This is a genomic window from Pantoea sp. Seng (genome assembly GCF_009829935.1).
Taxonomy (GTDB): Bacteria; Pseudomonadota; Gammaproteobacteria; order Enterobacterales; family Enterobacteriaceae; genus Pantoea; species Pantoea communis.
In genome coordinates this window covers 53,989-67,527 of sequence record NZ_SZZV01000002.1, presented here as the reverse complement: position 1 = coordinate 67,527, position 13,539 = coordinate 53,989, and the positions used below count along the sequence as shown (strand labels likewise).

Genomic DNA, 13,539 nt, shown 5'->3' with positions numbered 1-13,539 from the left:
AAAAGATTTAGTTTACAAGTATAACCACGTTAATCGTCGGGATGAACCCCTTTTTTTTGGAGTAAGCAATGGAAAACCGCTGGACACTGACACAAGCCCAGGCTCTGTTCGATAAACCTTTCCTTGAGCTGATGTTCGAAGCGCAGCAAGTTCACCGTCAGCATTTTGACCCGCGTCAGGTGCAGGTCAGTACGCTGCTGTCGATCAAAACCGGTGCCTGCCCGGAAGATTGTAAATACTGCCCGCAGAGTGCGCGCTACAAAACCGGGCTGGAGTCCGAGCGGCTGATGGAAGTGGAAGCGGTGCTGGAGTCGGCGCGTAAAGCCAAAGCGGCAGGATCGAGCCGCTTCTGCATGGGCGCTGCGTGGAAAAACCCGCACGAACGCGACATGCCGTATCTGGAGCAGATGGTGCAGGGCGTTAAAGCCATGGGCATGGAAACCTGCATGACGCTGGGCACGCTGGATAACACCCAGGCGGAGCGTTTGGCCAGCGCCGGGCTGGATTTCTACAACCACAACCTCGATACCTCGCCGGAATTCTACGGCAGCATCATCACCACCCGCAGCTATCAGGAACGCCTGGATACGCTGGATAAAGTGCGCGGCGCAGGCATCAAAGTCTGTTCTGGCGGCATCGTCGGCCTGGGTGAAACCGTGAAAGATCGTGCCGGCTTGCTGGTGCAGCTAGCGAACCTGCCGACCCCGCCAGAAAGCGTGCCGATCAACATGCTGGTGAAGGTGAAAGGCACGCCACTGGCCGATAACGATGACGTTGAGCCGTTCGACTTTATCCGCACTATCGCCGTGGCGCGTATCATGATGCCATCGTCACACGTCCGCCTGTCCGCAGGTCGTGAACAGATGAGCGAACAGACGCAGGCGATGTGCTTTATGGCCGGTGCTAACTCGATTTTCTACGGCTGCAAGCTGCTGACCACGCCAAACCCGGAAGAGGACAAAGATCTGATCCTGTTCCGCAAGCTGGGCCTGAATCCAGAACACACCGCCACTACTGCCGGTGATAACGAACAGCAGTATCAGCTCAGTGAGCAGCTGGTGCACGCTGATACCGAGCAGTTCTACAACGCGGCGGTGTGATGAGCTGGTCATCTCGCATCGAACAGGCGCTGGCGGCGCGACGTGATGCCGATGGCTGGCGTCTGCGACGCCGGGTTGAACACAACAGCGTCCGCGAGATAACCCTGGAGGGGCGTTCATACCGTCACTTCTCCAGCAATGATTATCTCGGGCTGAGCCAGCATCCAGCGGTGATTGCGGCCTGGCAACAGGGCGCAGCAGAAGCGGGTGCGGGAGCGGGCGCGTCGGGTCATGTGACGGGCTATAGCCGTCATCATGCGCAGTTAGAAGAGCAACTGGCTGACTGGCTGGGTTACAAGCGTGCGCTGCTGTTTATCTCTGGCTTTGCCGCCAACCAGGCGGTGATCCACCTGCTGGCTGAAAAGCAGGATCGCATTCTTGCTGATAAGCTGGCGCATGCTTCATTACTGGATGCTGCCAGCCACAGCCCGGCCACACTACGCCGCTTTGCGCACAACCAGCCGGAGAGTCTGGCAAAACTGCTGGCTAGCCCGTCGGAAGGCGGTACGCTGGTGGTGACCGAAGGCGTATTCAGCATGGATGGCGACAGCGCACCGCTCGCTGCCCTTGCTGAAGAGACGCGCCGCGCCAACGGCTGGCTGCTGGTGGATGATGCGCACGGCATTGGCGTGCACGGTGAGCAGGGGCGCGGCAGTTGCTGGCAGCAGGGTGTGAAGCCGGAATTGCTGATTGTCACGTTTGGCAAGGGCTTTGGCGTCAGCGGTGCAGCGCTGCTGAGTGACGATGCCACAGCGGATTACGTCGAGCAGTTTTCACGCCATCTGATCTACTCCACCGCGATGCCACCGGCACAGTGTTGTGCGCTGCTGGCGGCGCTGCACCAGATCCAGCAGGGCGATGAACTGCGTGAGCGGCTGAATAGTCATATTGCGCGATTCCGGGCGGGTGCCGCTGATTTGCCCTGGCAACTGATGCCATCAGCCAGTGCTATTCAGCCGTTGATCGTCGGGGAAAACAGCGCGGCGCTGGCGTTGTCACAACGACTGGCACAAGCGGGATGCTGGGTTAGCGCCATTCGGCCGCCAACGGTGCCGCCGGGCACGGCGCGGCTGCGCATTACGCTCACTGCTGCCCATCATAACGACGATATTGATCGTCTGCTGGAGGCGCTGTATGACGCTGCAGGTTAACAAGCAGGCGGTCGCCAAAGCGTTTGGCCGTGCCGCACAGCATTACGAGCAGCATGCCGAGCTGCAACGGCAGAGCGGCGATGCGCTACTGGCGCTGGCACCCGCGGGCTTCGGGCCGCATCTGCTGGATGCGGGCTGTGGCACCGGTTGGTACAGCCGCTACTGGCGCGATCGTGGGCGCGAACTGACGGCGCTGGATCTCTCCAGTGCGATGCTGGACGCCGCGCGTGAGCTGCGCTCGGCGCAGCACTATCTGCAAGGCGATATCGATAACCTGCCGCTGCCGGATGCGTGCGTCGATGGCGTGTGGAGCAATCTGGCGGTGCAGTGGAGCAGCGATCTGCGCCTGGCGTTGCAGCAGTTTTTGCGCGTCACACGGCCGGGTGGCAGCGTGCTGTTCTCAACCTTGCTCGATGGCTCCCTGCATGAAGTGCATGAAGCTTGGGCTCGGTTAGATAGCCGTCAGCACGCCAATCGTTTTCTCAGCGCAGCGCAGTTCTCTGCCGCTCTCACAGGCTTACCGGCGCAGTGCCAGCCGCAGACTATCACGTTGCATTTCCCCAGCGCGCTGAGTGCCATGCGTTCTTTGAAAGGCATTGGTGCTACGCATCTGCACGACGGCCGTGGCGCACAGCCGCTCACACGCTCGCAGCTCACGCAACTGGAGCAGCACTGGCCGCAGGATACGCAAGGTTATCGTCTTAGTTATCACTTGATGTACGGAGTTTTGAGCAAATGACACGCTGGTTTATTACCGGAACGGATACCGAAGTGGGCAAAACGGTCGCCAGTGGCGCACTGTTGCAGGCGGCAAGCGCAGCAGGTTTACGCACCGCAGGATACAAGCCCGTAGCCTCGGGCTGCGAGATCACCCCAGAGGGCGTGCGTAACAGTGATGCGCTGGCGTTGCAACGCTACAGCAGCCTGGCGCTCAGCTATGAGCAGGTGAATCCACTGGCATTTGTCGAGCCGACGTCACCGCATATTGTCAGCGCGGAAGAGGGCAGGCCGATTGAGTTTTCTGCGCTGTCAGCCGGATTGCGTGCGCTGGAGCAGCAGGCCGAATGGGTATTGGTTGAAGGTGCGGGCGGCTGGTTTACGCCATTATCCGAGACGCAGACCTATGCTGACTGGGTCGAAGCGGAACAACTGCCGGTGATTCTGGTGGTGGGGGTGAAGCTAGGTTGTATTAACCACGCGATGCTGACAGCGGAAGCGGTGAAGGCGCGAGGGTTGCGGTTAGCCGGTTGGATTGCCAATGATATTCAGCCGCCAGGTAAACGACATGCCGAGTACATGGCCACGCTGCGTCAACGTATTGATGCACCGTTCCTCGGTGAAATTCCCTATCTGGACAGCGAAGCACAACAGGCCGAGTGCGGTCAGTATTTAACGTTGCCGCAGTCATGAGCCTGTTTCAGATGCGCATTCATGCGCACTCTACTTCATATCGCCCGTAGGATAGTTATGGATGGCGATTCGATGTCAGGTACGCAACAGTGCGCACCTGACATCATTTCGTCCGTAGGGCCGCCATAGACCAGCACCTTCAATGTCAGAATGTGATGCAACATTTTGGCTGCAGTTCATCGATGGCGACCACATCATCATGTCGCTGTCAGCCACTTATTCACCGTCACATCATCCAGCAAAGCGACTTTACCCTGCGCCACATTGCGACCACGGTGAAGCAGCAGGAAATAGTCTGCCACGCGGCGGATGAAGGAGACATGCTGCTCCAGCAGTAAAATGGTCAGGCCGTAATCGCGATTAAGACGGCGTATCAGGTTGCCCATCTCCTCTTCCAGCCACGGCGACATTCCTTCGGTCGGCTCATCCAGAATCAGCAGTTTAGGTTGCAGCACCAATGCTCGCGCCAGTGCCAGCTGCTGCTGTTGATCCATCGGCAATTCGCCACTGCGCTGATGACGCAAGGAATAGAGTGCCGGGAACAGGTCAAACACCATTTCAGGAATGGCACGGCTGCGATCGTCCTGAGCGGCCATCAGCGCGATCATTAAATTATCTTCCACGCTCATCTGCGAAAAGATATGGCGACCTTGCGGCACATAGCCAATTCCCATGCGCGCACGCTGTTCGGCGGGCTGCAGCAACAAATTCTCGGGTGGCGAGCCATCTTCCTGCCAGATCATTGAGCCACTGTTAATGGGCAAGCGACCCATAATGCAGTTCACCAGCGTGGTTTTGCCCATGCCTGGACTGCCCAGCACACCCGTACAGGTGCCGGGCGGCAGATCGAGATCCACATCCCACAGGATATGGTTGTGACCGTAAAACTGATTCACCGAACGTAAACTCAGCATCTGACATACTCCTTCCAGATTATTTGCCTGAATGCTTCCGCTCTGTGTCGTCTGGCATACAGTCGTGCACGATTAAGGTGGACACTGCTGTTGATGGCCTGCAAGGCAAGCCGTATGGACTCGTTACTCCATCGTTAAACTACTGCAATTACCAGGCCAGGTTAATGGAACGGGATATTCTGAGTCAGAATCCAGCGAAAGCGGGCTTAAAAGGTGAGAAATACTTAATAATCCCGCTGAGTAATAACCTGACTGCACTTTGACGGTGCTGAATGCTTAACGTTTCTGGTGCATCTGTTCATTGATAAGGCAATCACTGAAGATATAAGTGGTCTTAAGGCACGGTATTTACGAGAACAATGGTGCTTGACTTGCCAAAAGGATAGTTAAAGCGGTTTAAGGCAGGCGGAAAAAAAACGAAAAAAAAAATATTTCGCACGCCAGGATAAGAGCGGGGAAAATTATACACAGCTGATGGGCTCGGGGCTGGATTCAGTTATCCACTATTCCTGTGGATAACCTTGTGCATTAGCGACTGAAAACCGCGTGGAAGCGAGGAAATACGCGGCCTGCATACATTATGCTGCGAAACTGGGCTTTGAACTCATTACCAATAAAATCAGCAGGTTAATTAAAAGCAAGCCTGAGATTTTTCTGCCTTGTCATCGGACTGCAATTTAATGACGCTCTCTTGACAAATGTTAAAAGCGTCACGGCTCTGGGGATAACCTTGCGCAACAAGCTTTTGCCTTTTGCCGCTTAAATTGCACTGAAGCGAGACAGCTGCTTTCCCCGTTATCGTGCAAGATATCTGTAAATATATCCAGTATTTTTTTCTGGCAAATTCGTCATAGCAGAGTAGAATTATCAGCCTGCTCGCTGACATCTTCTGCAGGAACCGCAAAACCATGAGTAAAGCCTTCAAACTCAACTCTGATTTCAAACCTTCAGGCGACCAGCCCGAGGCCATTCGTCGTCTTGAAGAGGGGCTGGAGGATGGTCTCGCACATCAAACCCTACTGGGGGTAACCGGATCGGGTAAAACCTTTACCATCGCCAACGTGATTGCCGATCTCAATCGCCCGACGATGGTGATGGCACCAAACAAAACGCTGGCGGCGCAGTTATACGGTGAAATGAAAGAGTTCTTCCCGGATAACGCCGTGGAGTTTTTTGTCTCTTATTACGATTACTACCAGCCTGAAGCCTATGTGCCGAGTTCTGACACCTTCATTGAGAAGGATGCGGCGGTGAACGAGCACATTGAACAGATGCGTCTCTCAGCCACCAAAGCGATGCTGGAGCGCCGTGATGTGATTGTGGTGGCCTCGGTCTCGGCGATTTACGGCCTGGGCGATCCCGATCTCTATCTGAAAATGATGCTGCACCTTACGCGCGGCATGATTATCGACCAGCGCAGCATTCTGCGCCGTCTGGCGGAACTGCAGTATACCCGCAACGATCAGGTGTTCCAGCGTGGCACCTTCCGCGTGCGTGGCGAAGTGATCGACATCTTTCCGGCTGAATCCGACGACATCGGCTTGCGTGTCGAACTGTTTGACGAAGAAGTTGAGCGTCTGTCGCTGTTCGATCCGTTGACCGGGCAGATTGAGTCCGTGATCCCGCGTTTCACTATCTATCCGAAAACGCACTACGTGACGCCACGCGAACGTATTCTGCAGGCGATGGAAGAGATCAAAGTCGAGCTGGTGGATCGTCGCAAGGTGCTGCTGGAGAACAATAAACTGCTGGAAGAGCAGCGCATCAGCCAGCGTACCCAGTTCGATCTCGAAATGATGAACGAACTCGGCTACTGCTCTGGCATTGAAAACTACTCGCGCTATCTCTCGGGTCGCGGTCCGGGCGAGCCACCGCCGACCTTATTTGACTACCTGCCCGCCGATGGATTGCTGGTGGTGGACGAATCGCACGTTACCATCCCCCAGATTGGCGGCATGTATCGCGGCGACCGCGCACGTAAAGAGACGCTGGTAGAATATGGCTTCCGCTTGCCTTCGGCGCTGGATAACCGTCCGATGCGTTTTGAAGAGTTTGAAGCGCTGGCACCGCAAACCATCTATGTTTCGGCCACGCCAGGTAACTATGAGCTGGAAAAATCCGGTGACGAAGTGATTGATCAGGTGGTACGTCCCACCGGGCTACTGGATCCGATTCTGGAAGTGCGTCCGGTCGCCACTCAGGTGGATGACTTACTATCAGAAATTCGCAAACGCGTGGCGATCAATGAACGTGTGCTGGTCACTACGCTGACCAAACGCATGGCGGAAGATCTTACCGAATATCTGGTGGAGCACGGCGAGAAGGTGCGCTATCTGCACTCCGATATCGATACGGTTGAACGTATGGAGATCATTCGTGATTTGCGTCTCGGTGAGTTCGATGTGCTGGTGGGCATCAACTTACTGCGCGAAGGTCTCGACATGCCGGAAGTGTCGCTGGTGGCGATCCTCGATGCGGATAAAGAGGGCTTCCTGCGTTCCGAACGCTCACTGATTCAGACTATTGGCCGTGCGGCGCGTAACATCAACGGTAAGGCGATTCTGTACGCTGATAAGATCACCCCTTCGATGGAACGCGCGATGGGCGAAACCGAACGTCGTCGAGAGAAGCAGCAGCGTTACAACGAAGAGAATGGCATTGTGCCGCAGGGCCTCAACAAGAAAATCACCGATATTCTTGAGCTGGGCAAAAACGTGGTGAAAACGCGCGGTAAGGGCAAAACCGCCTCACGTGTGGCGGCAGAAGAAGAGGCCAATTATCTGGCGCTGACGCCACAAGCCATGCAGAAGAAAATTCACGAGCTGGAAGTGCAGATGCAGCAGCACGCGCAGAATCTGGAGTTCGAAGAGGCCGCCAGTGTGCGCGACCAGTTGCACCAGCTGCGCGAGTTGTTTATCGCCGCCTCCTGACGGTGCAGAAAGACGTATCATTCGGATCGACTGAGCACATACGTGTTAACTATGTGCCCGGTCTGATCTGCTACCCATGTGCCAGGTCGTACCTGAATTGCGACCCTAGGTAAGATCCTTAAAATTCGCCCTCGTAGGGTGCGCATTTATGCGTACTGCCTGCGCGAGGTTAAACTGCCTGAATCGCGTGTTCTAGCGCAATTCGCAGCAGCTGGCGATCGTGACGATACTTGATATCGGCGGCCTCCAGCGGTTCGCGTACAATCAGGCGATCTTCCACGCCGCTGACGTCCGCTGACGGGCTGACCACCACGGCATCTATCACTCGCCTGCCGATGGCTTTTTCCATCATCGCCAGTTTATCCGCCACCGTCAGGCTGGCGGCCGGGCTTAACTCACGTCCAAGATTGCCAATAAACACCATGGTGGCGGGCGTACGGCGCAGCGCGCGTGCCATCTCCTCCATCAGCAGAATTGGCATCAGGCTGGTGTAAAAACTGCCTGGGCCAATCAGGATCAAATCCGCTTCCGCAATCGCATCCAGTGCTTCTTTAGTGGGAGTGACATTGGGATGCAGCATCAACTCTTGCGGCGGTAGCTTCATTTCATCAATTGCCGTTTCGCCATACACCATATTGCCTTCGCAATCCTGCGCCACCAGGTCTACCGGTTGCTCCGACATCGGAATCAAGAAGGCATCGACTTTGAGCAGATTGCGAATGATGTTGATGGCTTCCAGCGGCCGCACGCTAAGGTGATCGAGCGCTTTGAGCATCAGATTACCGAGGTTGTGACCGGCCAGTTCGCCGTTACCGGCAAAACGGTATTCAAACATTGCCGAGGCTACGCTCGGTTCCATGATCAACTGGTTCAGGCAATTACGCATATCTCCCCAGGCAATACCGCCTTCCGAACGACGAATGCGTCCGGTGGATCCGCCGTTATCGGTGGTGGTCACGATGCCGGTCAGGCGTGAGCCCAGCGGTGCCAGCGCCGACATCACACGACCCAGGCCGTGCCCGCCGCCCAGTGCTACCACGCGATCCAAATCTGCCAGGGTACGATTCATGCTGTTCCTTTTAACGGACAACTGCAGGTTGTCATGCAGTTGAAGTGATGTGTATCAATATCTGTCGCGCATTTTACCGTATCCTGCGGAGAAAATGCGGTGAAAAAAACGTTATGTATCAATATATATAGCGAAATTCACTGATGGATGCGAGAGAGAAATCGCGCTACCATTCGAATTAACCGTGTTGTACATAATGACAACAGACTCCCAAGCCTTGCATGCCTAAGTCATAACGATATGGATGCCTGGCCGCAGCATCGCTGCCAGGGTGCAGAAAGAAATGACTGCATCTCCCGTATTTGGAAAGGTGTTCAGGTGCCACAATTTACAGATGCCTATGCGCGCAGCTTCTACTATCTGCGCCTGTCGGTCACGGATGTCTGCAACTTCCGTTGTACCTACTGTTTACCCGATGGTTATAAACCGAACGGTAATCACAACAAAAGTTTCCTCTCGCTGGACGAGATTCGCCGCGTGACGCGTGCCTTTGCGGCCGCGGGCACGGAAAAAGTGCGTCTCACCGGCGGCGAACCCTCTATGCGCCGCGACTTCACCGATATCATCGCAGCAGTGCGTGAAAACGCCGCCATTCGCCAGATCGCCATGACCACCAACGGTTACCGAATGGCGCGAGACGTGCGCGCGTGGCGTGATGCCGGGCTCACTCACATTAACGTTAGTGTCGATAGCCTTGATGCGCGCCAGTTTCACGCCATCACCGGCCAGGACAAATTCGCGGAAGTGATGGCCGGAATTGATGCCGCGTTTGACGCCGGGTTCGAGAAGGTCAAAGTCAACAGCGTGCTGATGCGCGATCTCAACAGCTACAGCCTGGCGACCTTCCTCGACTGGATCCGCATCCGTCCAATTCAGCTGCGCTTTATCGAACTGATGGAAACCGGCGAGGGCGGTGATCTGTTCCGTCGTCATCACATCTCGGGTGAGGTGATTCGCGATCAGCTGATCATGCAGGGTTGGCAGCTTCAGCCGCGTGGACGCAGTGACGGTCCGGCGCAGGTGTTCCGCCATCCTGACTATCAGGGCGAAGTCGGTTTGATCATGCCCTACGAAAAAGATTTCTGCGCCAGTTGCAACCGTCTGCGCGTGTCAGCCATGGGCAATCTTCATCTGTGCCTGTTCGGCGACGGCGGCGTCTCGCTGCGCGATTTACTGGCATCCGACGATCAGCAGGGCGAGCTACAGGCCCGCATCGCCCACAGTCTCGGGCAGAAAAAGCAGACGCATTTCCTGCATCAGGGCAACACCGGCATCACACAAAACCTCTCATTCATTGGCGGCTAAACACAGGAGTTACAGCCATGGGTAAACCTACCGGCGAGTTTGTCGCCTTGAATGTGGCGGTGATGACCGTCTCGGACAGCCGTGATGCCAGCAATGATAGCTCGGGCGACTACTTGCGTGAGGCACTGACAGAAGCCGGGCATCAGGTGGTGGATCGCGCGATTGTGCCTGACAACCGTTACCGTATTCGCGCCACCGTGTCGCGCTGGATTGCCAGTGATGATGTGCAGGTGGTGATCGTCAATGGCGGCACCGGATTTAACAGCAAAAACAGTACGCCGGAAGCGCTGCTGCCGCTGTTCGACCGTGAAATTGACGGCTTTGGCGAACTGTTCCGGATGATCTCATACGAAGAGATTGGCAGTTCCACGCTGCAATCACGCGCGGTGGCCGGGCTGGCGAACCAGACGCTGATTTTCGCCGTGCCGGGATCAACCAATGCCTGCCGTAGCGGTTGGGAACGCATTATTGAAGAACAGTTGGATGCGCGCACGCGTCCCTGTAATTTTGTCTCTCATTTGAAGAAGTTGTAAGCATGTCATCATTAACTCATATCAATGCCGCTGGTGAAGCCCATATGGTGGATGTCTCCGGCAAAACTGAAACGGTGCGTGAAGCCCAGGCTGAAGCACTGGTGCTGATGAGCGCGGAAACGCTGCAGATGATCATCGACGGCAGCCATCATAAAGGCGATGTGTTCGCCACGGCACGCATCGCCGGTATCCAGGCCGCGAAACGCACCTGGGAGTTGATCCCGCTGTGCCATCCGCTGATGTTGAGCAAGGTGGAAGTGACGCTGGTGGCCGAGCCTGAGCACAACCGCGTGCGCGTCACCTCTCGTTGCCGTCTGACCGGAAAAACCGGCGTGGAAATGGAAGCGCTGACCGCCGCATCGGTGGCCGCGCTGACCATTTACGACATGTGCAAAGCGGTGCAGAAAGATATCGTGATCGATCAGTTGCGTTTGCTCAGCAAAAGCGGCGGCAAATCCGGCGATTTTCAGGCGGTGGCACATGATTAAGGTGCTGTTTTTTGCCCAGGTGCGTGAATTGACCGGCATCAGCGCGTTAGAGCTGAAACCGGAATATCAGGATGTAGCAACCTTGCGTGCAGCGCTGGCGGAGAGGAACGATCGCTGGGCGCTGGCGCTGGAGTCCGGCAAATTGCTGGCAGCGGTCAATCAGACGCTGGTGCCGATGAGCCATCCGCTGCGTGCGGGTGATGAAGTGGCGTTCTTCCCGCCGGTCACCGGAGGATGAGCATGGCCACTCGTATTCGCGTTGGCGTTGAGCCTTTTGATGTCGGCGAGGAGTATCGCCAACTCGCCGCGCATGACAGTGATGGCGCGGTGGCCACCTTTACCGGCAAAGTGCGCAATCACAATCTCGGTGACAGCGTGGCCGCTTTAACCCTGGAACACTATCCGGGTATGACGGAAAAAGCGCTGGCGGAAATAGTCGAAGAGGCGCGTCAGCGCTGGGCGTTGCAGCAGGTGACGGTGATCCATCGCGTGGGCGAACTGTTCCCTGGTGATGAAATTGTGTTTGTTGGCGTCAGCAGCGCCCATCGCAGTAGCGCATTTGCTGCTACCGAGTTCATCATGGATTACCTGAAAACCCGTGCGCCGTTCTGGAAGCGTGAAGCCACCGAACAGGGCGATCGTTGGGTCGATGCGCGCGACAGCGACCATCAAGCCGCCGAACGCTGGAAGTAGCGCGTAAAACCGACCTGCTCTGATAGCCGTAGCGAGTTGAAAACGTTAAGGTACGGGTTTTGCTGGCCTGTCAGGGAACAAGATGAATACCACTAAAATGCTCAAAGGCGCGGCGCTGCTCACCGCGCTGGTACTGGCCGGATGTAGTACCAAAAAAGAACCGCAGGCCCCCGCGCGGCAACCTGCCGACGTCAAATCTCAGATTCAAAAGTTACTGCCGAGCGATGTCAGCCAAAAAAGCGCCTGGGCGGACGACATCTACACCGCGTTTCGCGTCCAGCAGATCGATCCCAGCGCCAGTAACGTCTGTGCGGTGATCGCGGTCACCGATCAGGAGTCCAATTTCAGTGCCGATGCGCCTGTGCCCGGTTTACCCAAAATCGCCTGGGGTGAAATTGACCGCCGCGCCGCCAAAGTCCACGTTCCGGCGTTCCTGGTGCGCACCGCCTTACTGATTAAATCGCCCACCGGCCAAAGCTACGCCGCGCGACTGGATAAAGTGCGCAGTGAGAAAGAGCTGAGCGCAATTTTCGATGATTTCATCGATATGGTGCCGATGGGGCAGAAGCTGTTTGGCAATCTCAATCCGATTCACACCGGCGGCCCGATGCAGGTCAGCATTGAATTTGCCGAAGCGCATGCCAAAGGTTATCCGTATTCGATTGATGGCTCGATTCGCCGTGAAGTCTTCACGCGTCGCGGCGGCATCTACTTTGGCACAATGCATCTGCTCGGCTATCCGGCGGATTACAGCCAGATGCTGTACCGTTTTGCCGATTTCAATGCCGGTTGGTACGCCAGCCGCAACGCCGCTTTTCAGGCAGCCGTAGCGCGCGCCAGCGGCATTAAACTGGCGCTGGATGGTGACTTAATTATGTACGGCAGCGAGCAAGCGGGTTCCACCGAATTAGCGGTGCGCACGCTGAGCAAGCAACTGGATATGAGCAATCGGGAAATCCGTCGCGACCTGGAGAAGGGCGATACGGAAAGCTTCAGCAGCAGCACGCTCTGGAAGCAGACGTTTATTCTGGCTGATAAAATGGCCGGTAAACGCCTGCCGCGCGAGATGCTGCCGGGCATTAAACTGGAGAGCCCGAAAATCACCCGCAATCTGACCACCGCCTGGTTTGCCCAGCGCGTAAATGGCCGATATCAGCAGTGCTTGACGCGCCGTTGACGCAATGCGGTGTAGACTCCACACTTAGAGCGTTTGTCTAACTTAAAGAGGTGCATCATGGACCGATATCCACGTAATGATTCAATCGTGCAGCAGGCGTCAACCGGGCTGCAGACATATATGGCGCAGGTCTATGGCTGGATGACCTGCGGCTTGCTGCTGACCGCGTTTGTCTCCTGGTTTGCAGCGCGCACGCCGGCGGTGATGGAGCTGGTGTTTGCAAATCGCATCACCTTCTTCGGGCTGATCATTGTGCAGCTGGCGGTAGTCTTTGTGCTGTCGGGCATGGTGCATCGTCTGAGCAGTACCTTAGCCACCGGGCTGTTTATGCTATATTCAGCGCTAACGGGCCTGACGCTGGCGAGTATTTTCCTCGTCTACACTTATTCCTCTATCGCCAGCACCTTCTTCGTGACGGCGGGCATGTTCGGTGCCATGAGCTTCTACGGTTACACCACCAAGCGCGATCTCAGCCGCTTTGGCAGCCTGCTGTTTATGGCGCTGATTGGTATTGTGCTGGCGTCACTGGTGAACTTCTGGCTGAAAAGCCCGGCGCTGATGTGGGCGATCACCTATATCGGCGTAGTGGTGTTTGTCGGTCTGACCGCTTATGACACCCAGAAACTGAAATCGATTGGCGAGACCATCAACGTCAATGACAAAGAGAATCTGCGTCGCTACTCAATCATGGGGGCATTGACGCTGTATCTCGACTTCATCAACCTGTTCCTGATGCTGCTGCGTATTTTCGGCAACCGTCGTTAACTCT

The 13,539-nt window shown here is 56.0% G+C and carries 14 protein-coding genes and 1 riboswitch; of the genes, 12 read left to right on the top strand and 2 right to left on the bottom strand.

Annotated features, from left to right (window positions below; genetic code table 11):
* Window positions 1-68 precede the first annotated feature (68 nt).
* Genes bioB through bioD form a run of 4 tightly spaced genes read left to right on the top strand, consistent with a single transcriptional unit; the run spans window position 69 to window position 3,661 of the window.
* A complete protein-coding gene (bioB, locus tag FD737_RS01980) occupies window positions 69-1,100 on the top strand; it encodes a biotin synthase BioB (protein WP_160832573.1) in 1,032 nt (343 codons plus the stop codon).
* Window positions 1,100-2,251: an 8-amino-7-oxononanoate synthase gene (gene bioF / locus FD737_RS01975; RefSeq protein ID WP_160832572.1), complete on the top strand. Its 1,152-nt coding sequence runs from the start codon at window positions 1,100-1,102 to the stop codon at window positions 2,249-2,251. Before bioB ends, bioF begins: the two co-directional genes overlap by 1 nt.
* Window positions 2,235-2,990, top strand: a complete 756-nt coding sequence (gene bioC, locus FD737_RS01970; protein ID WP_160832571.1) for a malonyl-ACP O-methyltransferase BioC — start codon at window positions 2,235-2,237, stop codon at window positions 2,988-2,990. Before bioF ends, bioC begins: the two co-directional genes overlap by 17 nt.
* Window positions 2,987-3,661: a dethiobiotin synthase gene (gene bioD / locus FD737_RS01965; RefSeq protein ID WP_097117388.1), complete on the top strand. Its 675-nt coding sequence runs from the start codon at window positions 2,987-2,989 to the stop codon at window positions 3,659-3,661. Before bioC ends, bioD begins: the two co-directional genes overlap by 4 nt.
* A 197-nt stretch (window positions 3,662-3,858) precedes the next feature.
* Here the strand turns inward: bioD and FD737_RS01960 are convergent, their stop codons facing one another.
* Window positions 3,859-4,575 (bottom strand): ABC transporter ATP-binding protein, encoded by a 717-nt coding sequence (locus tag FD737_RS01960; RefSeq protein WP_034821129.1) that lies wholly within the window; start codon window positions 4,573-4,575, stop codon window positions 3,859-3,861.
* Between the two features lie 908 nt (window positions 4,576-5,483).
* On the opposite strand from FD737_RS01960, the gene uvrB reads away from it, so the two are divergent.
* Entirely contained in the window at window positions 5,484-7,505 is a 2,022-nt protein-coding gene (gene uvrB, locus FD737_RS01955; RefSeq protein ID WP_034821123.1) for an excinuclease ABC subunit UvrB, read from the top strand.
* A gap of 169 nt (window positions 7,506-7,674) precedes the next feature.
* Here uvrB and yvcK read toward each other — a convergent pair whose 3' ends face one another.
* Window positions 7,675-8,574: a uridine diphosphate-N-acetylglucosamine-binding protein YvcK gene (gene yvcK, locus FD737_RS01950; protein WP_034821119.1), complete on the bottom strand. Its 900-nt coding sequence runs from the start codon at window positions 8,572-8,574 to the stop codon at window positions 7,675-7,677.
* 195 nt (window positions 8,575-8,769) lie between these two features.
* Window positions 8,770-8,904: riboswitch (molybdenum cofactor riboswitch) on the top strand.
* Between yvcK and moaA the strand changes: the two genes are divergently transcribed.
* From moaA to FD737_RS01915, 7 genes are all read left to right on the top strand, one after another.
* Window positions 8,893-9,879 carry a GTP 3',8-cyclase MoaA gene (gene moaA / locus FD737_RS01945; protein ID WP_160832570.1) on the top strand — a complete coding sequence of 329 codons (987 nt, stop codon included), beginning with the start codon at window positions 8,893-8,895 and terminating at the stop codon, window positions 9,877-9,879. It overlaps the preceding riboswitch by 12 nt.
* A 17-nt stretch (window positions 9,880-9,896) precedes the next feature.
* The gene (gene moaB, locus FD737_RS01940; RefSeq protein ID WP_034821116.1) at window positions 9,897-10,412 is read left to right on the top strand and encodes a molybdenum cofactor biosynthesis protein B; all 516 of its coding nucleotides are present in this window, start codon (window positions 9,897-9,899) and stop codon (window positions 10,410-10,412) included.
* Window positions 10,413-10,414: 2 nt separating this feature from the next.
* A complete protein-coding gene (gene moaC, locus FD737_RS01935; RefSeq protein ID WP_097117386.1) occupies window positions 10,415-10,900 on the top strand; it encodes a cyclic pyranopterin monophosphate synthase MoaC in 486 nt (161 codons plus the stop codon).
* Window positions 10,893-11,138, top strand: coding sequence for a molybdopterin synthase sulfur carrier subunit (gene moaD / locus FD737_RS01930; protein WP_097117384.1), 246 nt, complete (start codon window positions 10,893-10,895; stop codon window positions 11,136-11,138). The genes moaC and moaD overlap by 8 nt, the downstream gene beginning before the upstream one ends.
* A 2-nt stretch (window positions 11,139-11,140) precedes the next feature.
* A complete protein-coding gene (gene moaE, locus FD737_RS01925; protein ID WP_097117382.1) occupies window positions 11,141-11,593 on the top strand; it encodes a molybdopterin synthase catalytic subunit MoaE in 453 nt (150 codons plus the stop codon).
* 82 nt (window positions 11,594-11,675) lie between these two features.
* Entirely contained in the window at window positions 11,676-12,770 is a 1,095-nt protein-coding gene (locus FD737_RS01920) for a DUF1615 domain-containing protein (protein WP_097117379.1), read from the top strand.
* 57 nt (window positions 12,771-12,827) lie between these two features.
* Entirely contained in the window at window positions 12,828-13,535 is a 708-nt protein-coding gene (locus FD737_RS01915; protein WP_034821101.1) for a Bax inhibitor-1/YccA family protein, read from the top strand.
* The last annotated feature ends 4 nt before the right edge of the window (window positions 13,536-13,539 follow it).